The organism is Sphingomonas sp., from assembly GCF_017304615.1.
Lineage (GTDB): Bacteria > Pseudomonadota > Alphaproteobacteria > Sphingomonadales > Sphingomonadaceae > Sphingomonas.
Genome location: NZ_JAFKLZ010000001.1, coordinates 410,894 through 435,243 on the forward strand (window position 1 = coordinate 410,894; position 24,350 = coordinate 435,243).

Sequence of the window (24,350 nt, forward strand, 5' to 3'; positions counted from 1 at the left end):
GGCCGTGCCGAAATGAGTTACTTGCTGCAGTTCTGCTTGGGCTTGCCCGGCTGCGTAAGGTCAAACGACTTGTCGTTGCCCGACAGCACCCAGCCGCCCTCGGCGGTCATTGGCTGGCCGGCCGCGCCGCTCAGCGTGACAGGCGACGCGTCGGCGGGCGACGCGACCGAAGCGCTCAGCGAGCCGTCCTTCTTCGCTTCGAAGAAGGTGACCTTCACCAGGCTGTTGTCGCCATGGCAGCGATACGACCCTTCGGTCTTGATCGCCGGCGGCAGCTCGATCGGCGTCGTCGCGACGGTGGTCGTGTTCTCGACCGTGGTGTCGTTCGAGACCGTGGTCGTCGTTTCGGTTTTGGACTGACAAGCCGAAAGCGCGAGAAGCGCGACGGCGGCGGCGGGGAGGATGGGGGTCTTCATAGCACTCCAGCGATTTGCCCACAGAACGCCTCAGGTCAAGCAACTGTTCCGCACCGCAACAATTTACGACACTTAATTGGGGTTCGAAGCGGCGATCGGACGCGGCGTCGCGGCCGACGCGCCCGATTCGCCGGACATGGCGATCCTGGCGGGATTCATGCTAAGGCGCCGGCATGGCCACCGAACCGCCCCGGAAACCGTCCTTTTCGAATCCCATCCTGACGATGGCGATCCTGCCGCTGGCGGTGGGGTTCATCATCGCGGCGTCGCTGTCGGCGGGGCCGCGCGAGGTGTTCAAGGCGCTGACAGGAAAGAAATAAGCGCGGACCATGCCGCCTGCTTCGCCGCGATGCCGACGGTGTGGAGCGGGCTGCTGGAGGGCAAGGGGATCAGCGCATAGCGATCGATCCCGGCCATCTGGCGCGACCCCAGTTTCCATGCTGCGCCGCCGTTGAACGCGATCGCGCGCAAATCCGGCAGGGTCGCGGCGAGCGCGGGCAGATCGTTCGCGGCATGATCGCGGATCGCGGCGTCGGTGCTTCCGGCGCGAGTCGCGCTGGCGACGACATCCCACAATCCGATCCGCGCCGCGATCAGCGCCGCCAGCCGCGCGTCGTAATCGAGCGCCGCCAAGTCCACGCCGGCGGCGGGCGACAGCAGCCGCCAGAACTGGTTTTGCGGATGCGCGTAATAGCGCCCCGCCGCGAGGCTGGCGTCGCCGGGCAAGCTGCCGCAGATCAACAGGCGCGTGCGGGCATCGGCCACCGGGGCGAAGGATCGCTTGATCGTCACGGGAGACGGCCTAGCGCGGAAGCAGGCAGTTGTTGAGCCGCGCGGCGCGGGCGCTATGGTGCGGCGGTCAACGGCGGGAGGGTGCGATGCGGCGGACGGTCTGGGCGAGCGCGGGCTTGCTGGTGCTGGCGGGATGCGGCGGCGGCGCGGACGCCGTCGGCGAGAATTCCACCGGCTCGGTCAAGACGACGGCGGTGGGCGAAGTCGTCGCCAATATCGCGACCCCGACTCCCACGCCGACGCCAACCGTCGAAGCCACCGACACAGCGTCGAACGCCGCCGACGCCGCGACCGATGCGGTGGACGCCGCGACCGGCGACAGCGGGACCACCTCGCACGACGCGATGTAGGGCTTTGGCCCGGCAAAGCTTCGCTCGCTTGCCCCGCGCCGCGGCGCGGGCCATCTAGCGGCCATGCCCATCACTCCCGACACGCTGTCGCTCATCGGCCATACCCCGCTCGTCCGGCTCAAGGAGCCCAGCGAGGCGGCGGGGGCCGAGATCTACGGCAAGTGCGAGTTCGCCAATCCCGGCGCGTCCGTGAAGGATCGCGCGGCGCTGTTCATCGTGGCCGATGCCGAGGAGCGCGGATTGATCCAGCCCGGCGGGACGATCGTCGAGGGGACGGCGGGGAATACCGGGATCGGCCTCGCGCTGGTCGCCAACGCCAAGGGCTACCGGACGATCATCGTCATGCCCGAGACGCAGAGCCGCGAGAAGATGGACACGCTGCGCGCGCTCGGCGCCGAACTCGTGCTCGTGCCCGCCGCGCCTTATTCGAACCCCGGGCATTTCGTTCACACCAGCCGGCGGATCGCCGAGGAAACGCCCAACGCGATCTGGGCGAACCAGTTCGACAATATCGCCAACCGCAAGGCGCATATCGTCGGCACGGCGGAAGAAATCTGGGAGCAGATGGATGGGCGGATCGACGGGTTCACCTGTTCGGTCGGGACCGGGGGCACGCTGGCCGGGGTCGGGCTGGGGCTGAAGGCGAAGGACGAGGGCGTGACGATCGCGCTCAGCGACCCGCACGGCGCGGCGCTCTATGACTATTATGCCTGCGGCGAATTGCGCAGCGAAGGGTCGTCGGTCGCGGAAGGGATCGGGCAGGGGCGGATCACCGCCAATCTGGAAGGCGCGCCGATCGACACGCAATTCCGCATTTCGGACGCGGAGGGGTATCATTGGGTCCGACGGCTGCTCGACGAGGAGGGGCTGTGCCTGGGCCTGTCGTCGGGGATCAACGTGGCGGGGGCGGTACTGCTGGCGAAGCAATTGGGACCGGGTAGCCGAGTCGCGACGATCCTGTGCGACACGGGATTCCGCTATCTTTCGACCCTCTACAATGGGGAGTGGCTGGCGGCGAAGGGGCTGGTTCCCGCGTGATGCGACGGACCGTTCCGCCCGCAAGGTCGACAAGGATGTAAAATTACGTTACATAAATATCACACATGAAAATAGTGGTTCGCGATTCAATACAAACGATGCAGCGCGTGAAGGTCGGGGTGATTGGCCTGGCCTCCGTGCTGCTCCTCATCGGACTGGCGGCGACGATCTTCAGCATCGTCAGCCGCGAGCAGCCCGGCGTGGCGGCCGGCGCGCCCAAAGCCGACGTTGCCGCCAACCTAACCGTATCGAACAGCGCCGCCCCCAATGCGGCGCCGACCACCGAGCCGCTTGCAGAGATCGGCGTCGCCCCGGCGGCATCCCCGACTCCGGCGAAACCGTGAGCGCCCGCGGCCGAGCGATTGGGCCGGTCATGGGAAATTCCTCCACCCTGCGCGCCACCGCACGCAAATCCGCCATTTTCGCACCGTTGCGGCTGTCGATCCCTGCCGGTCGCAGGGATCATCCCCGAGAATCTTTTTGCGTAGTTAGAGTGACTTAGTGAGTCAGGGTTAGTAAAAACCCACAAATCCCCAACAAAACCCATTGTATCCCATGCCGTCCCTTGATACCCCTTGGGGCAGCAAGAGGGGCGTTCTTACCCGTTGATTCGAGTCGCGACGGCGGCGGCGATGGCCGCTTCCGCGCCGGGGAAGGCGCGCGTGTTTGGGTTGGGGCTAAAAGGGTGGCGGGACGCGGCATCTATACGGGAACGGCGTTGCAGCTTGTCGATGACAAGTCGCGCGTCTCCATCCCGGCCAAGTTCCGCGACGCCATCATCGCCAACAGCGACCCGGAAACGCTGAAGGGCGGCGCGACAGTCCGCATCAACGTCCACCACAAATACAATTGCCTGGTCGGCTACGATCAGGCGCGGTTCGAGGAAGAGATTGCGCGTGCGACCAAGGCGTCGCTCGACCGGCTCGACGAGAATGGCGATCCCGACGACAGCCAGCTGCGGCGCCTGTCGGGCGGGGGCGAGACGATCGGGTTCGATTCGACCGGCCGTTGCGTGCTGGTCGGCTGGCACAAGCGCAAGGCGAACATCACCAAGCACGCCTTCTTCTATGGATCGATCCATTATTTCGAAATCTGGGACCCCGAAACGCTGCTGGCCGACCCTCACGCGCCGGAAGTGATGAAAGATGCGTGCCGCGGCGCGCTCGAAGAAAAGGGCCTGATGTGAGCACGCCCACCCCTCATGTTCCCGTGCTCCTCGATGCGGTGATCGACGCGCTCCTCCCCACCCCGGGCGAGCGCCATGTCGACGCCACTTTCGGCGCCGGCGGCTATACGCGAGCATTGCTTGCCGCCGGCGCTTCCGTGTTCGCGTTCGATCGCGATCCGGCTGCGATCGCTGGCGGCCAGCCCCTCTTGGCCGCCAGCGATCGCTTCACTTTGATCGAGGCCCCGTTCTCCGCGATGGAGAGCGAACTCGACGCGCGCGACGCGACGCCGGTCGAAGGCGTGGTGATGGACATCGGCGTGTCGTCGATGCAGCTCGACCAGGCGGAGCGCGGCTTCTCGTTCCAGGCCGACGGCCCGCTCGACATGCGGATGAGCCAGTCGGGCGAAAGCGCGGCGGATTTCCTCAACACCGCGCCCGAGGAGCAGATCGCCGACGTGATCTACCAATATGGCGACGAGCCCAAGAGCCGCCGCATCGCGCGCGCGATCGTCGCGGCGCGGCCGCTGACGACGACGGGGCAACTCGCGAGCGTCGTGCGGAAGGCGCTGGGCCACAAGCCGCACGACAAGAAGGACCCGGCGACGCGGACCTTCCAGGCGGTCCGCATCCATATCAACCGCGAGCTGGGCGAGCTGTCGGACGGCCTCGCCGCCGCCGAGCGCGTGCTCAAGCCCGGCGGGCGGCTGGCGGTGGTAACGTTCCATTCGTTGGAGGACCGGCTGGTCAAGCGCTTCTTCCGGGAGCGCAGCGGATCGACGCCGGCGGGGTCGCGGCATTTGCCGCCGAGCGCGGCGCAAGCGGCGCCGAGTTTCGAGAAAGTAGGGCGTGCGGTGCGCGCCGACGAGGGAGAGATCGCGGCGAATCCTCGCGCGCGGTCGGCAACTTTACGGGTGGCGCATCGGACGGCTGCGGCGCCCTGGGCGGGAGAAGCGTGATGGTGGTGGTGACGCGGTTTCGCTGGTTTGGGTGGTTCGTGCTCTGCGTGGGCGTGGTCCTGGGTTGCTATCTGATGTCGTCGCAAGTCGCCGCGGAGCGCAACAAGCTCGCCGAGGTCGAGCGCGCGATCAATCGCACGCAGCGCGACATCCGCGCGCTGGAAACCGAGTTCGACACGCGGTCCAACCTCGCGCAGTTGCAGCGCTGGAACGGCGACACGCTGAAGCTGTCGGCGCCGACCGCCGCGCAATATGTCCGCGACGACGCGCAGCTCGCGATGCTGGGCCGCGGCGAGCAGCCGCAGGTCCAGACCGCCGCCGCGGTGATCCCGAGCGCGCCGGTCGCGACGATCGAGACGATGCCCGCCTCGGTCACGACCAGCTTGCCCGCCAAGCCCACCGCCAAGCCGGCCAAGGCCGTGCTCGCCGACGCCGTGGCGGCCAAGCCGCGGCTCGCCGCCGCCAAGCCGCGCGAGCAGGTGGCGATGCTCGACCGCCGGATCATGGGCGGTTCCTCGCTCGGCGACCTGATGCGCCGCGTCGATGCGGAGGGCGGCCGCCAATGACGACGATCGCGCGGCCATTGTCGCCGCGCCGCCTGACCGACGATCGCGGCCTGTCCCGCGCGACCGCGCAGAAAAGGCTGATGATCATGATGCTGCTCTACGGCTTCGCCGTGGGCATCGTGCTGACCAAGCTTGCTTTTTTCGCCGTGTTCACTGGTCCCGCCTCCGCCACGACGGTGAAGCGCGTGGCACGGGGCGACATCGTCGACCGCAACGGCGCGCCGCTCGCGCGGACGATCGACGCCTGGGCGATCGGCGTGCATCCCGAACAGATACTGGGCGACAAGCGCGACATCGCGCAGCGGCTGGCCGGCATCCTCGGCCTCGACGAAAACAAGGTCTACGCGCAGCTCGCCGGCAATCGCTTCGCCTATATCGAGCGCGATGCGTCGGCCTCGCTCGTGACCGAAGTCAATGCGATCGGCGAACCGGCGATCGTGTTCGAACGCGAGCCGCAGCGGCTCTATCCGCAGTCCGAACTCGCGGCGCCGGTACTCGGCTTCCTCGACATGGGCGGTAAGGGCGCGAGCGGGATGGAGCGCGCGCTCGACGCGCGGCTGACCGATCCGAGCAAGAGCGGTCAGCCCGTCGCGCTGTCGATCGACCTGCGCGCGCAGTCGGCGCTGGAAAACGAACTCGGCCAGCAAGTCGTCGCGTTGAAGGCGAAGGGCGGGGCGGGCGTCGTGCTCGACGTGCGCACCGGCGAGATCATGGCGCTGGCGTCGTTCCCGACCTTCAACCCCAACAACCCCGGCGCCGCGCCCGCGCCGCAGCGCACGCCCGAGGGGCGCGAAATACCGGGGCCGTTCTTCAACCGCGTGACGACTGCCGCCTACGAACTCGGTTCGACCTTCAAGCCGATAACGGTCGCGGCGGCGATCGACTCCGGCACCGTGACGTCGATGGCGCGGCGGTTCGACGCGACGAAGCCGCTCGCGATCGACCGCTTCCTGATCCACGACGATCGCGGGGACGAGCAGAATCGCTGGCTCAATATCCCGGAGACGCTGATCTATTCGTCCAACATCGCGACCGCACGGATCGCCGACGAACTGGGTGGCGACCGGCTGTCGGCGATGTTCCGCGCGATGGGGTTCGACCAGCCGATGCCGTTCGAGCTGCCGGCGCGGGGGCGGACGTTGTTCCCGCAGAAATTCAGCCGGATCACGACGATGACCTCGGCCTATGGGCATGGCGTCGCGGTGACTCCGCTGCACCTCGCCGCCGCCTATGCCGCGTTGGTCAATGGTGGCGTCTGGCACCCGGCGACGCTGATGAAGGTGCAGCCCGGTCAGGCCGTGCCCGGCCGCCGCGTGATCAGCCAATCGACCAGCGACCGCATGCGCCAGCTGCTCCGCCTCGTCGTCTTGCAGGGCACGGGCAAGAAGGCCGACGCTACCGGCTTCCGCGTCGGCGGCAAGACCGGGACGGCGGAGGTCGCGACCGGCGGGGGATATTCAAAGAAAGCCAACGTCTCGACGTTCGCGGCGGCTTTCCCGATGGATGCGCCGCGCTATGTGGTGATCGTGATGCTCGACTCGCCCAATGGTGCGGTCAACACCGCCGCCTATACCGCTGCCCCGGTTGTCAGCCGATTCATCCTGCGCGCCGGGCCGATGCTGGGCGTGGTGCCGGACGCCGGGCGCGACATTCGGGTCGACGACCTGATGGCGCTGATCTGGCATCGTCCCGGGGAAAAGATCGCACAACCCGTGGCGGATCCCGAATGAAACTTGGCGGGCTGGTGTCGGGCGGCGGCGACGCCAGCGTCACCGGCTTCGCGATCGACCACCGGAAAGTCGCGCCGGGCACGATCTTCGGCGCGTTCGAAGGGGCGAAGGTCAACGGCGAGGATTTCATCCCGGCGGCGGTCGCGGCGGGGGCGATCGCGGTGGTCGCGCGGTCGGGCGTGAGCGTCGAGGGCGCGTTCCACATCGCCGCCGACAATCCGCGCCAGGCCTTCGCGCACTTGGCCGCGCAATTCTTCGCGCCGTTCCCGGAAACGGCGGTCGCGGTGACTGGCACCAACGGCAAGACGTCGACCGTCGAGATGACTCGGCAATTGTGGCGGATGGCGGGGTTCCACGCGGCGTCGATCGGGACACTGGGCGTGACGACCTCCGACGACAGCGTGTCGACCGGGCTGACCACGCCCGATGTCGTGACCTTCCTGTCGAACGTCGCCGGGCTGGCGCGCGAGGGCGTGACGCATGTGGCGTTCGAAGCGTCGAGCCACGGCCTGTCGCAGTATCGCACCGAAGGGCTGACGGTGAACGCGGCCGCCTTCACCAACCTCAGTCGCGATCATCTCGATTATCATGGCGACATGGCGAACTATCTGACCGCCAAGCTGCGGCTGTTTTCCGAAGTGCTCGACGCCGACGGGACGGCGGTGGTGTGGGCCGACGACCCGCAAGCAGCGCGCGTCGTCGATCTGGCGCATGCACGGCGGCAGAGGATCGTCACCGTCGGCGAGCGCGGCGGGACGCTCAAGCTGGTCGGGCGCGATCCGACCTTGCTGGGGCAAGGCTTGACGATCGAGGCCGAGGGGCAAGTTCATAAGGTCAACCTGCCGCTGATCGGTGCGTATCAGGCGGCGAACGCGCTGGTCGCGGCGGGGCTGGTGATCGCGACCGGCGGCGACGTCGCGCAGACGATCCAGAACCTGTCGCGGCTGCAGCCAGTGCGCGGGCGGCTGGAGCGGGCGGTGATCAATCGTGCGGGCGCGCCGGTGTACGTGGATTACGCGCACACGCCCGACGCGCTCGAAGCCGCCATCGCCGCGCTGAAGCCGCACACCGCCGGACGTCTGATCGTCGTATTCGGCGCAGGAGGCGACCGCGATCACGGCAAGCGCGAGTTGATGGGGGAGATCGCCGCGCGATATGGCGACATGGTGATCGTGACCGACGACAATCCACGCAGCGAAGAACCGGCGGCGATCCGCGCCGAAGTGCTGAAGGGTGCGCCCGACGCCACCGAGATCGGGGACCGAAGGCGGGCGATCGGCGAGGCGGTGGCGATCGCTGGACCGGAGGACATCGTGCTGATCGCGGGCAAGGGGCACGAACAGGGCCAGATCGTCGGCGACCTGGTGCTGCCGTTCGACGACGTGACGGTCGCGCGGGAGGCGGCGGCGACATGAGCCTGTGGTCCTCCGCCGCCATCGCCGAGGCAACCGGCGGCGCCGCTTCGGCGGCGTTCGACGTTTCTGGAGTCACGTTCGATTCGCGGGAAGTGGGTCCGGGCGACCTGTTCATCGCGCTGACCGGCGAGAGCACCGACGGTCACCGTTTCCTCGACCAGGCGTTCGAACGCGGCGCGGCGGGCGCGCTGGTCAGCCAGCCGAGCGGGCATCCCAATGTGCGGGTCGCGGACACGTTCGCGGGGCTGGAGGCGCTGGCCAGGGCGTCGCGCGCGCGGACCGATGCGCGGATCATCGGCGTCACCGGGTCGGCGGGGAAGACGGGAACCAAGGAAGCGCTGTTCGCCGCGCTCGACCGGTCGCCGAGCAAGTCGGCGCATCGATCGGTCAAGTCGTACAACAATCACACCGGCGTGCCGCTCAGCCTGTCGCGGATGCCCGCCGAGGCCGATTACGGCGTGTTCGAGATGGGCATGAACCATGCGGGCGAACTTGCGCATCTGACGACGCTCGTCCGCCCGCACGTCGCGATCGTGACGGCGATCGCCCCGGCGCACGCGGCGTTCTTTCCTGACGAAAGCGCGATTGCCGACGCCAAGGGGGAGATCTTCCGGGGCCTCGAGCCGGGCGGCGTCGCGATCATTCCGTATGACAGCCCGCATTGCGACCGGCTGATCGGTCATGCCCGACCCTATGCCGCCAGGATCGTGGCGTTCGGCGTGGGTGAGGGCGCGGACGTCGCCGCGATCGAAGCGGTCCGCGCGGGCAATGGCGGCACCTTCGTCACGGCGCGGGTGGGTGAGCGCGAGCTGAGCTATACGATTTCGCAGCCCGGCCAGCATTGGGTGAGCAATTCGCTCGCGGTGCTCGCGGCGGTCGATGCGGTCGGCGGCGACCTGGCGCTGGCGGGGCTGGCGCTCGCCGAACTGGGCGGGCTGGCGGGACGCGGCGACCGCTTCACCGTGCCGGTCGGCGAGGGGACGGCGCTGGTGATCGACGAAGCCTATAACGCCAACCCCGCCTCGATGCGCGCGACGCTCAGCGTGCTGGGTGGAGAGGAAGGGCGCAAGCTCGCGGTGCTCGGCGAGATGCGCGAACTGGGCGAGAAATCTGACGCCTATCACGCCGATCTCGCCGGGCCGGTACGCGACGCGGGCGTCGAAACGGTCATCCTTGTCGGCGAATCGATGAAGCCCCTCGCCACGGCGCTTGAAGGGCACGTCGATCTCCTGCATGTGCCCGACGCCGCGACCGCGCGCGACCGCCTGTCGGCGGTGCTGCGTGCGGGTGACGCGGTCCTCATCAAGGGTTCGAACGGGGTCGGATTGTCCGCATTGGTCGCGGCTTTGCGCGGCGGGAAGGTATAGGACCAATGCTCTATTGGCTCGCCGCGCAGTTCGGGTTCGCCCACGGCCTCAACCTGATCCGGTATCAGACGTTCCGGGTGGGGGCGGCGGTGGCGACGGCGTTGTTCATCGGCCTGATCATCGGACCGCGCTTCATCGGCTGGCTGCGCATCCGGCAGGGCAAGGGGCAGCCGATCCGCACCGACGGACCGCAGACTCACCTCGCCAAGCGCGGCACGCCGACGATGGGCGGGCTGATGATCCTGACCAGCATGACCGCGGCGATCCTATTGTGGATGGACCTGAGCAACCCGTACGTGTGGGCCTGTCTGTTCGTGACGCTCGGCTTCGGGACGATCGGGTTCCTCGACGATTACGACAAGGTGAGGAAGGCGAGCACGGCGGGGGTATCCGGCAAGGTGCGGCTGCTGGGCGAATTCATCATCGCCGGGATCGCCAGCGCGATCATCGTGAAGACCAACGTCAGCAACGGCACCGAGCTGTACGTGCCCTTCTATAACGGCCACGTCATCGACCTCGGCTGGTTCTACGTCGCGTTCGCGGCGTTCACCATCGTCGGCTTCGGCAATGCGGTGAACCTGACCGACGGGCTCGACGGGCTGGCGTCGATGCCGGTGATCATCGCCAGCGTGACGCTGATGATCATCGTCTACCTGGCGGGCAACGTGAAGTTCGCCGACTATCTCGGCATCCCGCACATCCCGCGCGTCGGTGATCTCGCGATCTTCTGCGGCGCGATGATCGGGGCCGGCCTTGCGTTCCTGTGGTTCAACGCGCCCCCGGCCGCCGTGTTCATGGGCGACACCGGCAGCCTGGCGCTGGGCGGCGCGCTCGGCACGATCGCGGTGACGGCGCACCACGAACTGGTGCTCGGCATCATCGGCGGGCTGTTCGTGGTCGAGGCGATGAGCGTCATCATCCAGGTGTTCTGGTACAAGCGCACCGGCAAGCGCGTGTTCAAGATGGCGCCGATCCACCACCATTTCGAACAGCTCGGCTGGGCCGAGAGCACGGTCGTGATCCGGTTCTGGATCGTCGCGCTGGTGCTGGCGCTGGCCGGGCTGTCGACGCTCAAGCTGCGGTGAGGGCGATGCGGGCATCGATCGAACGGCATTCCCGCGCAGGCGGGGATCCAGAACCGCAAGCGGTTTCGCCTGCGACCCTGGGCTCTTGCCTTCGCACGAGCACGGACACATGATCACGTGCCCCGCCTGGCGCGGCGAACGCTTTGCGGTCTTGGGCTTGGCGCGCTCGGGCGCGGCGACGGTGCGTGCGTTGTTGGCGAGCGGGGCGGAGGTCGTTGCGTGGGACAGCGACGAGGCCAAGCGGACGATCGAAGGCGCGAGCTACGCCGATCCGACGACGGTTGACCTCACCGGTTTCGCGGGCGTCGTTGTCTCCCCGGGCGTGCCGCTCAACCGCCATCCGATCGCGGCCAAGGCGCGCGCGGCGGACGTCCCGGTCATCGGCGACATCGAGCTGTTCGCGCAGGCCCGCGAATACATGCCGTCGCATCGTGTCGTCGGGATCACCGGGACCAACGGCAAGTCGACCACCACCGCGCTGATCCATCATATCGTCGAGACGGCGGGCATCCCGGCGCGGATGGGGGGAAATATCGGTTTGCCGATCCAGGGCGAGGAGCCGTTGCCGATCGGTGGCGTCTATGTTCTCGAACTATCCAGCTATCAGATCGACCTGACGCACAGCCTGGATTGCGACGTCGCGGTGCTGCTGAACATCACGCCCGACCATCTCGACCGCTATGACGGGTTCGAGGGCTATGCGGCGTCGAAGGCGCGGTTGTTCGCGATGCAGGAAAAGGATCACGACGCGGTGATCGGGATCGGCGACGCGGCATCGGCGCAAATCGCGCGCGGGCTGTCGGCGCGCGGCGAGCATCTCCACAAGATCGCGCCCGGCGTGTGCATGGACCAGTCGCGCTGGCCTAGCCTACAGGGGCCGCACAATGCGCAGAACGCGCTGGCAGCGATCACCGCGTGCCAGGCGCTGGGCGTGCCGGAGGCGGCGATCGACGCGGGGCTGGAAAGCTTCACGGGCTTGCCGCACCGGATGGAGCGAGTAGGGGTCGTGGACGGCGTCGCGTACGTCAACGACAGCAAGGCGACCAACCCGGATTCGACCGCGCCGGCGCTGGCGGCGTTCGACCGCATCCACTGGATTTGCGGCGGGCAGGCCAAGACCGACAATCTAGACGCGTGCCGCCCCGCGTTCGGCCATGTCCGCGCCGCGTACACGATCGGCGAGGCGGGGATGCTGTTCCGCGATCTGCTGTCGAACGACATGCCGACGACCTATGCCGGCACGCTGGCCGATGCCGTGGAGCTGGCGCGCGCGGCGGCGGCGCCGGGCGACACGGTATTGCTGTCGCCGGCCTGTGCGTCCTTCGACCAGTTCAGGGACTATGAGGATCGTGGCGACACGTTCCGCCGTCTGGTCGAGGCGCTGGCATGAACGACATGCCGCAAAAGGACGGCGTATTGGCTCGCGTCGCGCGGCGCGGCGGGCGCGCGGACCGATCGGCTTTGGGGTCGTGGTTCTGGGACATCGACTGGATGCTGTTGATCCTGACACTGTTCCTGATCGCGATCGGGCTGGTCGCGGTAGCGGCGGCGTCGCCAGCGACGGCGCAGCGTTATTCGGACGCCACGCACAAGATGGCGCCGCTTTATTATTTCTGGCGGCAGCTCGGCTGGGTCGGGGTTTCGTTGCCGGTGCTGGTGATCGTGTCGATGCTGCCGGCCGATCGCGCGCGGCGGCTCGCATTGATCGGGTGCGCGGGGTTTCTGGTGTGCCTGATGCTGGTGCCGCTGGTCGGGGTGACGGTGAACGGCGCGCGGCGCTGGCTGGGCGTCGGCATTTCGCAGTTCCAGCCGTCCGAATTCCTCAAGCCCTGTTTCATCGTCGCGATCGCCTGGCTGTTGTCGATGAAGGGCAAGGAGGGGATTTCGACCACCGTGCTGACGCTGCTGACGGGCGGGCTGACCGCGCTGACTGCCGCGCTGCTGATGCTGCAGCCCGATTTCGGGCAGACCGTGGTATTCTGCATCGTGTGGGTCGCGTTGCTGCTGATTTCCGGCATTTCGCCCAAGTTCATCCTGGCGCTGGCGGGCGCGGGGGTGGCGGGGATCGCCGCCGCCTATCTGTTCTATTCGACCGCGCGCACCCGGATCGACGCGTTCCTGTTCCCGGGATCGACCGACGCCGCCGATCATTTCCAGACCAATGCGGCACGTGCGACGCTGACCGCGGGGGGCTGGCTCGGCACCGGGCCGGGCGGGGGGCAAATGAAGTTCCGCCTGCCCGAGGCGCATACCGACTATATCTTCTCGGTGATCGGCGAGGAGTTCGGGCTGATCGCCTGCGCGATCGTCGCGGTCATCTTCCTCGCGATCGTCGTGCGGGTGTTCGTCAAGCTGCTCGACGAACAGGACGATTTCCGCATGCTCGCCGCCGCCGGCCTCGCGATCCAGTTCGGGGTGCAGGCGCTGATCTCGATGGCGGTCAATACCGGCCTCGCCCCGTCCAAGGGGATGACGATGCCGTTCATCAGCTATGGCGGGTCGTCGATGATCGCTTTGTCGGTCGGGATGGGGTTGCTGCTTGCCTTTACGCGCCGGAACCCGTTTGTGAGCCGCTCACCCTATGTCGTGAAATGGAGCGGCGAATGAGTAGAGTGCGGCAGTTCGTGCTGGCCGCGGGCGGCACCGGGGGACATATGGTCCCCGCGGCGGCCTTGGCCGAGGAACTGAAGCGGCGCGGGCATCGCGTCGCGTTGATCAGCGACGAGCGCGGCGTGCGCTTTCCCGGCCTGTTCGAAGGCGTCGAGACGCATGTCCTGCCCGCCGGCCGGGTGCAGGGCGGGCCGATCGGCTGGTTACGCGCGGGGCGGGCGATGATGGCGGGGCGCGCGCAGGCGATCGCGCTGTACAAGGACCTCGATCCCGCCGCCGTGATCGGTTTCGGCGGCTATCCCGCGCTGCCCGCGCTGCTGGCGGCGTTCAATCGCAAGATCCCGACCGCGGTGCACGAGCAGAACGCCGTGCTGGGGCGGGTCAACCGGCTGGTGGCGGGCAAGGTCGATGCGATCGCGACCTCCTATGGCAAGGTCGCGCGGCTGGCGGACAAGGTTCGCGGCAAGGTGACGCTGACGGGCAATCCGGTGCGCGACGAGGTGCTCGCCTTGCGCGACCGGCCCTATCCGATGTTGGAGGAAGACAGCATCTTCCGCGTGCTGGTGACGGGCGGGAGCCAAGGCGCGAGCGTGCTAAGCCAAGTGGTGCCCGATGGCCTCGCGATGCTGCCGGTCACGTTCCGCCGCCGGTTGCAAGTGACGCATCAGGCGCGAGTCGAGGACATCGACCGGGCGCGTGCCAAATATGCCGAGCTGCAGATTGCGGCTGATCTCGCGACCTATCTGCCCGATCTGCCCGAGCATCTGGCGTGGGCGCATCTGGTGATTGCGCGGGCGGGCGCCTCGACCATCGCCGAACTGACCGCCGCCGGGCGGCCCGCGATCCTGGTGCCGTTGCCGACCGCTACCGACGATCACCAGACCGACAATGCCCGCGAGATCGCCGAGGCGGGCGGCGCGCGCGTGATCGCGCAGAAGCATTTCACGCCGGTCGAACTCGCCAAGCAGATGCAGAAATTGGGCCTCGACCCCGAAGCGCTGCAGAACGCTGCTGCCCGCGCGCGGTCGTGCGGGCATCCCGACGCGGCGCGCGACCTGGCCGACCTGGTCGAGCGGATCAGCAACCCGGCGGGCGACATGCCGGTCGGCGCTGCGCAACCCGAACTCCCCAGCGGCGGAAAGGTGGCGTACGCATGAGCCGCGCCATCGTTTCACTACGGTCGTGCTCCGGCGCAGGCCGGAGCATTGGCCTCGTCGCGTGCCGCCCAGTTTCCAGCGCTCCGGCCTGCGCCGGAGCACAAGAGGTGATTGCATGACCGGCCTCAAGACCGACATCGGCGCGATCCATTTCGTCGGTATCGGCGGGATCGGCATGTCCGGCATCGCCGAGGTGATGCACAATCTCGGCTACAAGGTGCAGGGGTCGGACGTCGCCGAAGGCTATGTCGTGCAGGGGCTGCGCGACCTCGGCATCGACGTGAAGATCGGTCACGCCGCCGACAATCTCGGCGACGCCGCGGTGGTCGTGACCTCGACCGCGATCAAGCGCGCCAATCCGGAGGTCGAGGCCGCGCTCGAACGCCGCATCCCGGTGGTGCGCCGCGCGGAAATGCTCGCCGAGCTGATGCGGCTCAAGTCGACCGTTGCGGTCGCGGGGACGCACGGCAAGACCACGACGACCAGCATGGTCGCGGCGCTGCTCGACGCGGGCGGGATCGACCCGACCGTGATCAACGGCGGGATCATCAACAGCTACGGATCGAACGCGCGGCTCGGCGACAGCGAATGGATGGTGGTCGAGGCCGACGAGAGCGACGGCAGCTTCCTGCGATTGGACGGCACGATCGCGGTCGTCACCAACATCGATCCCGAACATCTCGACCATTACGGCAGCTTCGACGCGATCAAGGACGCGTTCGTCCAGTTCATCGAGAACGTGCCCTTCTACGGCGCGGCATTGCTCTGCCTCGACCATCCCGAGGTGCAGGCCGTGCTGCCCCGCGTGCGCGACCGGCGCATCGTCACATATGGCTTCTCGACCCAAGCGGACATTCGCGGCGTCAACGTGACCCCGATCCCCGGCGGCAACCGGTTCGAGGCGATCATCCGCCAGCGCGACGGCACGACGCGCTCGATCGAGCATATCGAATTGCCGATGCCGGGCCGCCACAACGTCCAGAACGCGCTGTCGGCGATCGGCGTCGCGCTGGAACTGGGCGTCAGCGACGCGACGATCCAGCAAGGGTTCAAGCAGTTCAGCGGCGTGAAGCGGCGCTTCACCAAGGTCGGCGAGGTCGGCGGCGCGGTCGTCATCGACGATTACGGCCACCATCCGGTCGAGATTCGTGCAGTGCTGGCCGCCGCGCGCGAGGGCGTGTCGAACCGCGTCATCGCGGTGGTGCAGCCGCACCGCTACACCCGGCTCGGCAATTTGATGGAGGACTTCCAGCAGGCGTTCAACGACGCCGACATGGTCTATGTGACGCCGGTCTATGCCGCGGGCGAGCAGCCGATCGAGGGTGTCGATGCGCAGGCCTTGGTCGATGGGCTGAAGCGGCGTGGGCATCGCTCGGCGGCGACGATCGGCTCGGCGGAGGAGCTGGCGAGCGAACTCGCGGGCGTGGTGCAGCCGGGCGACATGATCGTGTGTCTCGGTGCGGGCGATATTACCAAGTGGGCGGCGGGCCTGGCGGCCGGAATCGAGGCGGCGCGGTGAGTGTCTGTTACGCCATGCCGCCGGTGCGTGGCCGCTTGACGCACGGCGCGCCGCTCGCGCCGCTCGTGTGGTTCAAGAGCGGCGGGGCGGCGGAATGGCTGTTCGAGCCGGCGGATGTCGCCGACCTGGAAGCGTTCCTCTACGCGCTCGATCCGGCGGTGCCGGTGATGGGGCTCGGCCTCGGCTCCAACATGATCGTGCGCGACGGTGGCGTGCCGGGCGTCGTGGTGCGGCTGGGCAAGGCGTTCGCCAAGGTCGAACGGCTCGACGACACGGCGCTCAAATGCGCCGGCGGCGCGCCGGGTATCCTCGTCACATCGACTGCGCGCGACGCGGGGATCGGCGGGCTTGAGTTCATGCGCTCGATCCCCGGAACCGTGGGCGGGTTCGTGCGGATGAACGGCGGCGCCTATGGCCGCGAGGTCAAGGACGTGCTGGTCGAGGCCGAGGTCGTGCTGCGGTCAGGTGACCGCAAGACGCTGGCGCTCGGCGATCTCGGCTACACCTATCGTCACAGCGCGTTGCCGGAGGGCGGGATCGTCGTTTCGGCGACGTTTCGTGGGCACCCGGAGGAGCCGGCCGTGGTGCAGGCCGAAATGGACCGCATCGCCGCCGCGCGCGAGGAATCGCAGCCGCTGCGGTCGAAGACGGGCGGGTCCACGTTCAAGAACCCGGAGGGCTACAAGGCCTGGCAGCTGGTCGATCACGCGGGGTGTCGCGGCCTGCGCCGGGGCGACGCGCAAGTGTCGGAGAAGCATTGCAACTTCCTCCTCAACCTTGGCGACGCGACGAGCGCGGACATCGAGGGTCTGGGGGAGGACGTGCGCGAGAGGGTGAAGGCGGACAGCGGCGTGACGCTCGAGTGGGAAATTCAGCGCGTTGGGGTGGCGAAGTGAGCGCGCCGCTCCATGTCGCCGTCCTGATGGGCGGCTGGTCGGCCGAGCGCGACGTGTCGCTGATGTCGGGCAAGGGCATCGTCGAAGCGCTGGAGTCGCTTGGGCACCGCGTCACCGCGATCGACATGGACCGCGACGTTGCCGCCAAGCTCGCCGCCGCCAAGCCCGATGTCGTGTTCAACGCGCTCCACGGCACGCCGGGCGAGGATGGGAGCGTGCAGGGCATGCTCGACCTGATGGGCCTGAAATACACCCATTCGGGTATGGTCACCTCGGTGATCGCGATCGACAAGGTGCTGACCAAGCAGGCGCTCGTCCCGCACGGCATCCCGATGCCCGGCGGGCGGATCGTCAAGTCGGCGGACGTGTTCGAAGGCGATCCGCTCAAGCGGCCCTATGTGCTGAAACCCGTCAACGAAGGATCGTCGGTCGGCGTCGCGATCGTCACCGACGAGGGCAATTACGGCCAGCCGATCGGCCGCGACGTCGCGGGGCCGTGGCAGGAGTTCGAGGAGCTGCTCGCCGAGCCCTATGTGCGCGGCCGCGAACTGACGACCGCGATCCTGGGCGGCAAGGCGCTGGGCGTGACCGAACTCAAGCCCAAGTCGGGCTGGTACGATTACGACGCCAAATACACCGACGGGATGACCGAGCACATCTTCCCGGCGCAAATCCCCGATCACATCGCGGAAGCGTGCAAGCGCATCGCGCTCGAGGCGCACCGGCTGCTCGGATGCCGGGGCGCGTCGCGGTCCGATTTCCGCTGGGACGACGAACGCGGCGAGGACGGGCTGTTCCTGCTGGAGGTCAACACGCAGCCTGGCATGACTCCGCTGAGCCTGGTGCCCGAACAGGCCCGGCATCTCGGCATTTCCTATCCCGAACTCGTCCAGATGATCGTCGACGAGGCGCTGGCGGGGGAGGAGTCATGAGCAAGCGCCCGGTCACGCGCGGCCGTCCGACCAACCGCAAGAAGAAGGCGTCGATCCTCGACCGTATCCTCGCGCACATCCCGCTCAGCCATGTCGCGCTGCGCCGGATCGCGACCTGGACGATCGTGCTGGTCGTATTCGGTGGTGTGTATGTCGCGGGGGCGGTGACGGGGGCAAATGCTGCGATCGGCACCGCGCTCGCCGAACAGGTCGGCAAGGCGGGGCTGCGCGTCGAGCAGATCGAGGTGCGTGGCGTGAAGCGGATGGACGTGACCACCGTCTATGCCGTCGCGCTCGACCAGAAATCGCGCGCGATGCCGCTGGTCGATCTCAACGGCGTGCGCGACCGGTTGCTGCAATATGGCTGGGTGCAGGACGCGCATGTCTCGCGACGGTTGCCCGATACGCTCCTGATCCGCATCGTCGAGCGCACGCCAGCGGCGGTGTGGCAGAATCAGGGACAGTTGAGCCTGATCGACCGCGACGGCATCTATCTGGAGCCGGTTTCCGCCGATGCGATGCCCGATTTGCCGCTGGTGATCGGTCCCGGCGCGGACCGGCAGGAGCCGGCGTTCCAGACGCTGATGGTCGCCGCCCCGGCGTTGAAGCCCCGCGTGCGCGCCGCGACCTGGGTCGGCAACCGGCGCTGGGACCTGCTGTTCGACACCGGCGAGACCTTGTCATTGCCCGAGGGCGAGGACGAAGCGGCCAAGGCGCTCAAGCTGTTCGCGGAAAAAGACGGCACGACCAAATTGCTGGGCAGCGGCGCCTACATCAAGTTCGACATGCGCGATTATCCGAACCGCATGGTCTTGCGGCCGGCGAGCCGCGTCACGACGACGCCCGCGCCGAAGCCGAGCGCGACCGCGAAACCGACGACGACGAAATCCGACCGCGCGCCGACGCGCGACGAGGTGTAAGGGGGAATATATGGCGAAGGCTGGACCCGAAGGACTGATCACCGCGCTCGACATCGGATCGTCGAAGGTGTCGGCGATGATCGCGCAGAAGGGCGACGGCGGCGAGCTGATCGTGCTCGGCACCGGGCAGCGCGAGAGCCGCGGGGTCAAGCGCGGCTGCATCGCCGACATGGGCGCGACCGAGGTCGCGGTGCGCGAGGCCGTCGAACAGGCGGAGCGGATCGCGCAGACCAATATCGAAAATGTCTGGGTGGGCTTTTCGGCGGGCGGGCTGGTCAGCGACGTCGCGTCGATCGAGTTCGAGCTGGGCGGGCACCGGATCGAGCAGTCGGACATCGACGCGCTGCTGCGCGCGGGACGCGAATCGATCGACCCGGCGGGGCGGATGGTGCTGCACGCGCAGCCCGCGCTCTACACGCTCGACGGGATTACCGGGGTCAAGAACCCGCTGGGGCTGCATGCCGACCGGCTGGGCGTCCACATCCATGTCGTCGCCGCCGACGGATCGCCGGTGCGCAACGTCGGGCTGTGCGTCGCCAAGTCGCACCTAGAGGTGAAGTCGATCATCGCCGCGCCGGTCGCGACCGGGCTGGCGTGCCTGAGCGCGGAGGAGCGCGAACTGGGCACCGCGCTGGTCGAGATGGGCGCGGGAATCACCAACGTGTCGTTGTTCGCGGGCGGGATGCTGGTCGGGCTGACCACGATCCAGATGGGCGCGGCGGACATCACCGACGACATTGCCTCGACGTTCGGGGCATCGCGGACCCAGGCCGAGCGGATCAAGTGCTTCCACGGCTGCGCCAATGCGACGCCGCGCGACAATCACGAGGTGATCGAGATCACGCCGCTGTCGGACGATGGCGCGGCCGAGGGACCGCGCATCACCAAGGCTCAGCTGATCGCGGTGATCCGCCAGCGGCTCGAACTGCTGATGGGGGAGATCGGCAAGGCGCTGACCGCGATGAAGTTCGACGGCAATGTCGGCCGTCAGGTCGTGTTGACCGGGGGCGGCGCGGAGTTGAAGGGAATCGCCGATTACGCGCAGTCGTCGCTCGGCCGATCGGTCCGCGTTGGGCGGCCGCGCGGTCTGGCCGGGCTGCCCGATGCGCATTCGGGACCGGCATTTGCGACCGCGGCTGGGCTGGTCCATCACGCCGCGACGAACCCGATCGATCTTCGTGCGCTGGCCAGTGACGAGCGCCAACTGATTCACAAGCCGTCGCCCTTTTCGATGGTTCGTCGCCTGATCCGCACGGCTCGGGCGAATTATTAACAGAATAAGTCACCAAATCCCTATTTGTAGTGGATACAACTGGGGCGATGGTGCAAGAAGTAGTAGGCATAGGGTGTTCCCGCCCATTTTCGGGGACAGGACGGAGACAGGTATCATGGTCGAATTTCTTCCCCCCGAGGTGGACGAGCTGACCCCGCGAATCGCCGTGATCGGCGTGGGTGGCGCGGGCGGCAACGCGATCGCGAACATGATGAGGAACGACGTGCAGGGCGTCGACTTTCTGGTGGCCAATACCGACGCCCAGGCGCTGAAGCAGAGCCAGGCGGGGCAGAAGATCCAGCTCGGCGCGAAGATCACGCAAGGGTTGGGCGCGGGCAGCCGGCCGGAGATCGGCCGCGCCGCCGCCGAAGAGACGATCGACGCGGTCGCCAAGACGCTCGAAGGATCGCACATGTGCTTCATCGCGGCCGGGATGGGCGGCGGCACCGGCACTGGCGCGGCCCCCGTCATCGCCAAGGCGGCGCGCGACGCGGGCATCCTGACCGTCGGCGTCGTGACCAAGCCCTTCGCGTTCGAGGGCAACCGTCGCGCCAAGGCGGCGGACGCGGGGATCGAGGAACTGCAGAAGTATGTCGATACCCTGATCGTCATCCCCAACCAGAATCTGTTCCTGGTCGCCAACGCCAACACCACGTTCAAGCAGGCCTTCGAAATGGCCGACGAGGTGCTGCAACAGGGCGTGCGCGGGATCACCGACCTGATGGTTATGCCCGGCCTGATCAACCTCGACTTCGCCGACGTCCGGTCGGTGATGCAGGAGATGGGCAAGGCGATGATGGGCACCGGCGAGGCCGAGGGCGACAACCGCGCCATCGAAGCCGCGTCGAAGGCGATCGCCAACCCGCTGCTCGACGGTGTCAGCATGAAGGGCGCGAAGGGCGTCATCGTGTCGATCACCGGCGGTGAGGACATGCGGCTGCTCGAGGTCGACGAAGCCGCGAACCATATCCGCGAGCTGGTCGACGAGGACGCCAACATCATCTGGGGTTCGGCGTTCAACCCCGAGCTGGAAGGCAAGATCCGCGTCTCGGTCGTCGCGACCGGGATCGAGGCGGATGCGAGCACCGTCGCGGCCGCGGAGCCGTCGACGCGCGCTTTCTCGTTCGGCCGCCGCGATTCGGTTGCGCCGGTCCCGGCGATCGAAACGCCCGTGACGCCGACGCCAGAGCCGGAAGTCGCGGCTGCCGCCGTGGAGCCGGAAGCCGAAGCCGCGGCCGAGGACGCGCCGCTCGAACTGACCGCACCGGTCGTGGAGGACATTGTGCCCGCCACCGAGGCGCTGGCTGCCAACAACGACGAACTGGTGCTCGACAGCGGTTCGGAGGTCGAGCCTGCGCCGCCGACACGGCTGACGTTCGGCGACGACGATTTCGCGAACGATCGCGGCGCGACGATCGCCACGGGCACCGACGAAAGCGCGGCGCCCAAGGTCAAGATGGGGGGCACCCTGTTCGAGCGGATGCAGAATGTCGCGCGCGGCGCGTTCGGCGAATCCGAACCGGAAGCCCAGAAGGATTCGCTCGACATTCCGCGTTTCCTGCATCGCCAGAACAACCAGTAACTGTCTCACGATGATACGGGGTGTGACGGCTCGTCGCCGTCGCGCCCCGTTTCGCCGTTTGTGGGCCAGACACCCATTTCCCGTTCAGCCTGTACCCGCTCTAGGCTACACCCCAGATGATGTTGCGCCGGACCCTGACCTTTGCCGCGCTCGGTTTCGCGGTGGCGGGCGGCGCGCAGGCGCAGACCGCGAGCGAGAATCGCGACGCCGACGCGCTCGCCGCCGACATGCGGCTGCTCGCGGCCAACCCGCTCGACATCGAGGCGCTGATCACCGCGGGCGAACTGACGCTCAGGATGGGCGACAGCACGGCGTCGGCGGGATTTTTCGGCCGCGCGGAGAAACTCGATCCGCTCAACCCCAGGATCAAGGCGGGGTGGGGCAGTCTGATGGTGCGCGCCGAACGGCCCGGTATGGCGCTCGTGCGGTTCCAGGAGGCCGAGCGGCGCGGGCTGGACCCGGCCAAGTTCGCCGCCGATCGCGGCCTGGCCTATGACCTGATCGGCGAACAGGAGCGGGCGCAGCGCGATTACCGGCTGGCGCTGCGCGACGGGCCGGATGACGAGGTGACGCGGCGCTACGCGCTGTCGCTGGGGATTTCGGGCAAGAAGGACGAAGCGCTCAAGCTGCTCGAGCCGCTGCTGCGCAAGGGCGACCGGCCGGCGTGGCGCGACCGCGCGTTCGTCCTGGCGATGAACGGCGATACGGCGGGCGCGGAAAAGATCGCCGAGACGATGATGTCGCCGGGGCTGGGCGCGGGGCTGACCCCGTTCTTCCGGCGCTTGCCGCAACTGTCCGCCGCCGACCGCGCCTTTGCCGTGACGTTCGGCGAGATGCGAGCGACGCCGGAACGGGTCGCCGACGCGAAACTGACGCCGCCGCTGCCGAAGCTCGGCCCCGATCCCTATGCGCCCAAGGTCGCGGCCGAGCCGCCGCGGGTCGTCGTCGCGGCCGCCGATGACGGTCGCAAGCGCAAGAAGCGCGGGAAGGGCGAGGCCGTCGTTCCCGCGGGGCGGCAGCCGCTTCCCGCGCCGGTCGAGGTCGCGCTCGCGCCGCCGGTCTATGTCGCGCCGCGCGCGCCGACTCCCGCTCCGACGCCAGCGCCCACGGTGATCGCCGCGTCCAAGCCGACGCCCGCGCCGGTGCCGCCGCCGGTGCGCGTCGCCGCCGTCCAGCCCAGGCCGACGCCGCCGGCTCCGACGCCAGCGCCGCCGCCAGCGCCAACACCGGCACCGCCGCCGGTTGCGGTGGTCGCGCCCCCGCCGCCAAGTCCGGCTCCCACGCCGGTACCCGCGCCGTCTCCGACTCCGGCTCCAGCGCCAGCGCCCACCGAAGTCGCGGCGGTCCCCACGCCTACGACCGATGCCGCGCCGGACAACCCGACGCCGACCGCGCCGGTCATGGTCGCGGCGAACCCGACGCCCGCGCCGCCCGCAGAGCCAGTTCCCGGCACCGCTGATCAGCCGAGCGCGGCCGAGGCCGGCGTGCCGCAGCCGACCGGCACCGCGCGCGTAAGCGAGGACACCGTGCTCGCCCGCATCGTCGCCAATCTCGACAAGCCGACGCCCGTGCCATCGCGCAGGGTGCGCCCCGCGGCGGTCGTTGCGCCGCCACCGCCACCCGCTGAGCCGAAGGCCAAGCCCGTCGAGGAACCCAAGCCCGCGCCCTCCCGCACGCGCGGCCGGCCGTCGAAGGAGGAGCTCGCCGACGCCAAGGTCGAATCGGCGAAGAGCAAGGCCCCGCCGGTCGATGCGAAGGGCCGTCCGATCAAGGCGAAGGACGCGGACGACGAACCCGTCCTCGCGCTCGACAAGAATGGCTGCCCGATCCCGCCCAAGCCGGTTAAGGGCAGGGCGGCCGCGCCGATCAAGACCAAGAAGCCGATGACGGCGCGCGAAAAGGCCAACGATGCGCGCTGCAAGGCGGCGACCGCCAAGGCCAAGGCCGATGCGGAGACCAAGGGCGAACCCGCACGCGTTTGGGTCCAGGTTGCGGGCGGCGCGAACGAGGGCGACCTCAAGAAGGCGTGGGCGGCGCTGCAAAGCAAGGCGCCCGATCTGTTCCGCGGGCGGCAGGGCTGGACCACGCCGTTGCGCGCCACCAACCGCGTGCTGACGGGTCCGTTCAAGTCGGACGACGAGGCGCAGGCGTTCGTCAACCGCATGGCCAAGGCCGGGCTGTCGGGTTTCGTCTTTACGAGCACCAAGGGGCAGAAGGTCGAGCGGCTGGGGGCTAAATAGGTTCTCGTCACCCCGGACTTGATTAGCGCTTAATGAGAAGCCCCGCCTAACCAGCCAGGCTTTTTCGTGGCGGCTGGCGTGCTATCGTGCCCGACATGGCAGTAACGTTGCTCCGCGATCCGACCTTCGTGTCCTTGGAGTTCGCATTCGATGATCGGGAGGCGGTACTTTCAGCAATCCGCGAACTGTTCGGCAGCCTAACAGTGGCGGAACGCTTGGCATCTGCCAGCGTGGAAGTGGCCGGCTAGAACTTCGTTTATGACAATGACGGCCCGTGTTTGATCACCACCTCAGAGCGCGGATCAAAGATGTTAGAGACTATCGCGACCCGCTTGGGT

Annotated in this window: 24 protein-coding genes; 22 read left to right on the forward strand and 2 right to left on the reverse strand. The window is 68.1% G+C overall.

The genetic code is table 11. The features are described 5' to 3' along the window. Positions 1–17: 17 nt before the first annotated feature. A complete protein-coding gene (locus J0J06_RS02060; protein ID WP_294039696.1) occupies positions 18–416 on the reverse strand; it encodes a hypothetical protein in 399 nt (132 codons plus the stop codon). Between the two features lie 173 nt (positions 417–589). Between J0J06_RS02060 and J0J06_RS02065 the strand changes: the two genes are divergently transcribed. Further along, the gene (locus J0J06_RS02065) at positions 590–736 is read left to right on the forward strand and encodes a hypothetical protein (RefSeq protein ID WP_294039697.1); all 147 of its coding nucleotides are present in this window, start codon (positions 590–592) and stop codon (positions 734–736) included. On the opposite strand, the gene J0J06_RS02070 is transcribed toward J0J06_RS02065, so the two are convergent. Continuing rightward, positions 711–1,208, reverse strand: a complete 498-nt coding sequence (locus J0J06_RS02070) for a DNA-deoxyinosine glycosylase (protein ID WP_294039698.1) — start codon at positions 1,206–1,208, stop codon at positions 711–713. The genes J0J06_RS02065 and J0J06_RS02070 overlap by 26 nt on opposite strands. Positions 1,209–1,294: 86 nt before the next feature. Between J0J06_RS02070 and J0J06_RS02075 the strand changes: the two genes are divergently transcribed. From J0J06_RS02075 to J0J06_RS02175, 21 genes are all read left to right on the forward strand, one after another. Beyond that, on the forward strand, positions 1,295–1,558 hold the full coding sequence (locus J0J06_RS02075; RefSeq protein WP_294039699.1) for a hypothetical protein: 264 nt from the start codon (positions 1,295–1,297) through the stop codon (positions 1,556–1,558). 63 nt (positions 1,559–1,621) lie between these two features. Continuing rightward, a complete protein-coding gene (locus J0J06_RS02080; protein WP_294039700.1) occupies positions 1,622–2,596 on the forward strand; it encodes a cysteine synthase A in 975 nt (324 codons plus the stop codon). Positions 2,597–2,661: 65 nt separating this feature from the next. Then, positions 2,662–2,940: a hypothetical protein gene (locus J0J06_RS02085; protein WP_294039701.1), complete on the forward strand. Its 279-nt coding sequence runs from the start codon at positions 2,662–2,664 to the stop codon at positions 2,938–2,940. A gap of 341 nt (positions 2,941–3,281) precedes the next feature. Beyond that, a complete protein-coding gene (locus J0J06_RS02090; protein ID WP_294039702.1) occupies positions 3,282–3,782 on the forward strand; it encodes a division/cell wall cluster transcriptional repressor MraZ in 501 nt (166 codons plus the stop codon). Next, complete coding sequence (gene rsmH, locus J0J06_RS02095) at positions 3,779–4,720, forward strand: 16S rRNA (cytosine(1402)-N(4))-methyltransferase RsmH (RefSeq protein WP_294039703.1); 942 nt, start codon at positions 3,779–3,781, stop codon at positions 4,718–4,720. The genes J0J06_RS02090 and rsmH overlap by 4 nt, the downstream gene beginning before the upstream one ends. After that, a complete protein-coding gene (locus tag J0J06_RS02100; RefSeq protein ID WP_294039704.1) occupies positions 4,720–5,286 on the forward strand; it encodes a hypothetical protein in 567 nt (188 codons plus the stop codon). Before rsmH ends, J0J06_RS02100 begins: the two co-directional genes overlap by 1 nt. Then, complete coding sequence (locus tag J0J06_RS02105; RefSeq protein WP_294039705.1) at positions 5,283–7,016, forward strand: penicillin-binding protein 2; 1,734 nt, start codon at positions 5,283–5,285, stop codon at positions 7,014–7,016. Before J0J06_RS02100 ends, J0J06_RS02105 begins: the two co-directional genes overlap by 4 nt. Continuing rightward, positions 7,013–8,431 carry a UDP-N-acetylmuramoyl-L-alanyl-D-glutamate--2,6-diaminopimelate ligase gene (locus tag J0J06_RS02110; RefSeq protein ID WP_294039706.1) on the forward strand — a complete coding sequence of 473 codons (1,419 nt, stop codon included), beginning with the start codon at positions 7,013–7,015 and terminating at the stop codon, positions 8,429–8,431. The genes J0J06_RS02105 and J0J06_RS02110 overlap by 4 nt, the downstream gene beginning before the upstream one ends. After that, positions 8,428–9,798 carry a UDP-N-acetylmuramoyl-tripeptide--D-alanyl-D-alanine ligase gene (gene murF / locus J0J06_RS02115; RefSeq protein WP_294039707.1) on the forward strand — a complete coding sequence of 457 codons (1,371 nt, stop codon included), beginning with the start codon at positions 8,428–8,430 and terminating at the stop codon, positions 9,796–9,798. Before J0J06_RS02110 ends, murF begins: the two co-directional genes overlap by 4 nt. A 5-nt stretch (positions 9,799–9,803) precedes the next feature. Next, entirely contained in the window at positions 9,804–10,883 is a 1,080-nt protein-coding gene (gene mraY, locus J0J06_RS02120) for a phospho-N-acetylmuramoyl-pentapeptide-transferase (protein WP_294039708.1), read from the forward strand. Positions 10,884–10,992: 109 nt separating this feature from the next. After that, entirely contained in the window at positions 10,993–12,273 is a 1,281-nt protein-coding gene (gene murD, locus J0J06_RS02125; RefSeq protein WP_294039709.1) for a UDP-N-acetylmuramoyl-L-alanine--D-glutamate ligase, read from the forward strand. Further along, positions 12,270–13,490, forward strand: a complete 1,221-nt coding sequence (locus J0J06_RS02130) for a putative peptidoglycan glycosyltransferase FtsW (RefSeq protein WP_294039710.1) — start codon at positions 12,270–12,272, stop codon at positions 13,488–13,490. Before murD ends, J0J06_RS02130 begins: the two co-directional genes overlap by 4 nt. Next, on the forward strand, positions 13,487–14,650 hold the full coding sequence (gene murG / locus J0J06_RS02135; protein WP_294039711.1) for an undecaprenyldiphospho-muramoylpentapeptide beta-N-acetylglucosaminyltransferase: 1,164 nt from the start codon (positions 13,487–13,489) through the stop codon (positions 14,648–14,650). The genes J0J06_RS02130 and murG overlap by 4 nt, the downstream gene beginning before the upstream one ends. 115 nt (positions 14,651–14,765) lie before the next feature. Beyond that, on the forward strand, positions 14,766–16,169 hold the full coding sequence (murC, locus tag J0J06_RS02140) for a UDP-N-acetylmuramate--L-alanine ligase (RefSeq protein WP_294039712.1): 1,404 nt from the start codon (positions 14,766–14,768) through the stop codon (positions 16,167–16,169). A 14-nt stretch (positions 16,170–16,183) separates the two neighbouring features. After that, a complete protein-coding gene (gene murB, locus J0J06_RS02145) occupies positions 16,184–17,065 on the forward strand; it encodes a UDP-N-acetylmuramate dehydrogenase (protein ID WP_294040803.1) in 882 nt (293 codons plus the stop codon). Continuing rightward, positions 17,062–17,997, forward strand: coding sequence for a D-alanine--D-alanine ligase (locus J0J06_RS02150; protein ID WP_294039713.1), 936 nt, complete (start codon positions 17,062–17,064; stop codon positions 17,995–17,997). Before murB ends, J0J06_RS02150 begins: the two co-directional genes overlap by 4 nt. After that, positions 17,994–18,917 (forward strand): cell division protein FtsQ/DivIB, encoded by a 924-nt coding sequence (locus tag J0J06_RS02155; RefSeq protein ID WP_294039714.1) that lies wholly within the window; start codon positions 17,994–17,996, stop codon positions 18,915–18,917. Before J0J06_RS02150 ends, J0J06_RS02155 begins: the two co-directional genes overlap by 4 nt. A gap of 10 nt (positions 18,918–18,927) precedes the next feature. Beyond that, positions 18,928–20,190 carry a cell division protein FtsA gene (gene ftsA / locus J0J06_RS02160; protein ID WP_294039715.1) on the forward strand — a complete coding sequence of 421 codons (1,263 nt, stop codon included), beginning with the start codon at positions 18,928–18,930 and terminating at the stop codon, positions 20,188–20,190. A 112-nt stretch (positions 20,191–20,302) separates the two neighbouring features. After that, positions 20,303–21,772 carry a cell division protein FtsZ gene (ftsZ, locus tag J0J06_RS02165; RefSeq protein ID WP_294040804.1) on the forward strand — a complete coding sequence of 490 codons (1,470 nt, stop codon included), beginning with the start codon at positions 20,303–20,305 and terminating at the stop codon, positions 21,770–21,772. 119 nt (positions 21,773–21,891) lie between these two features. Then, entirely contained in the window at positions 21,892–24,012 is a 2,121-nt protein-coding gene (locus J0J06_RS02170) for an SPOR domain-containing protein (protein WP_294039716.1), read from the forward strand. 95 nt (positions 24,013–24,107) lie between these two features. Beyond that, positions 24,108–24,260, forward strand: a complete 153-nt coding sequence (locus J0J06_RS02175) for a hypothetical protein (protein ID WP_294039717.1) — start codon at positions 24,108–24,110, stop codon at positions 24,258–24,260. Positions 24,261–24,350 lie beyond the last annotated feature (90 nt).

Excerpts from the sequence above, each read along its gene's own strand:
- murG (WP_294039711.1), top strand. The coding sequence starts at position 13,487 with ATGAGTAGAGTGCGGCAGTTCGTGCTGGCCGCGGGCGGCACCGGGGGA.
- J0J06_RS02100 (WP_294039704.1), top strand. The coding sequence starts at position 4,720 with ATGGTGGTGGTGACGCGGTTTCGCTGGTTTGGGTGGTTCGTGCTCTGC.
- J0J06_RS02170 (WP_294039716.1), top strand. The coding sequence starts at position 21,892 with ATGTTGCGCCGGACCCTGACCTTTGCCGCGCTCGGTTTCGCGGTGGCG.
- murD (WP_294039709.1), top strand. The coding sequence starts at position 10,993 with ATGATCACGTGCCCCGCCTGGCGCGGCGAACGCTTTGCGGTCTTGGGC.
- murB (WP_294040803.1), top strand. The coding sequence starts at position 16,184 with ATGCCGCCGGTGCGTGGCCGCTTGACGCACGGCGCGCCGCTCGCGCCG.
- mraY (WP_294039708.1), top strand. The coding sequence starts at position 9,804 with ATGCTCTATTGGCTCGCCGCGCAGTTCGGGTTCGCCCACGGCCTCAAC.
- J0J06_RS02110 (WP_294039706.1), top strand. The coding sequence starts at position 7,013 with ATGAAACTTGGCGGGCTGGTGTCGGGCGGCGGCGACGCCAGCGTCACC.
- J0J06_RS02075 (WP_294039699.1), top strand. The coding sequence starts at position 1,295 with ATGCGGCGGACGGTCTGGGCGAGCGCGGGCTTGCTGGTGCTGGCGGGA.
- J0J06_RS02060 (WP_294039696.1), bottom strand. The coding sequence starts at position 416 with ATGAAGACCCCCATCCTCCCCGCCGCCGCCGTCGCGCTTCTCGCGCTT.
- murC (WP_294039712.1), top strand. The coding sequence starts at position 14,766 with ATGACCGGCCTCAAGACCGACATCGGCGCGATCCATTTCGTCGGTATC.
- J0J06_RS02105 (WP_294039705.1), top strand. The coding sequence starts at position 5,283 with ATGACGACGATCGCGCGGCCATTGTCGCCGCGCCGCCTGACCGACGAT.
- ftsA (WP_294039715.1), top strand. The coding sequence starts at position 18,928 with ATGGCGAAGGCTGGACCCGAAGGACTGATCACCGCGCTCGACATCGGA.
- J0J06_RS02065 (WP_294039697.1), top strand. The coding sequence starts at position 590 with ATGGCCACCGAACCGCCCCGGAAACCGTCCTTTTCGAATCCCATCCTG.
- J0J06_RS02085 (WP_294039701.1), top strand. The coding sequence starts at position 2,662 with ATGAAAATAGTGGTTCGCGATTCAATACAAACGATGCAGCGCGTGAAG.
- J0J06_RS02155 (WP_294039714.1), top strand. The coding sequence starts at position 17,994 with ATGAGCAAGCGCCCGGTCACGCGCGGCCGTCCGACCAACCGCAAGAAG.
- J0J06_RS02130 (WP_294039710.1), top strand. The coding sequence starts at position 12,270 with ATGAACGACATGCCGCAAAAGGACGGCGTATTGGCTCGCGTCGCGCGG.
- J0J06_RS02080 (WP_294039700.1), top strand. The coding sequence starts at position 1,622 with ATGCCCATCACTCCCGACACGCTGTCGCTCATCGGCCATACCCCGCTC.
- J0J06_RS02175 (WP_294039717.1), top strand. The coding sequence starts at position 24,108 with ATGGCAGTAACGTTGCTCCGCGATCCGACCTTCGTGTCCTTGGAGTTC.
- murF (WP_294039707.1), top strand. The coding sequence starts at position 8,428 with ATGAGCCTGTGGTCCTCCGCCGCCATCGCCGAGGCAACCGGCGGCGCC.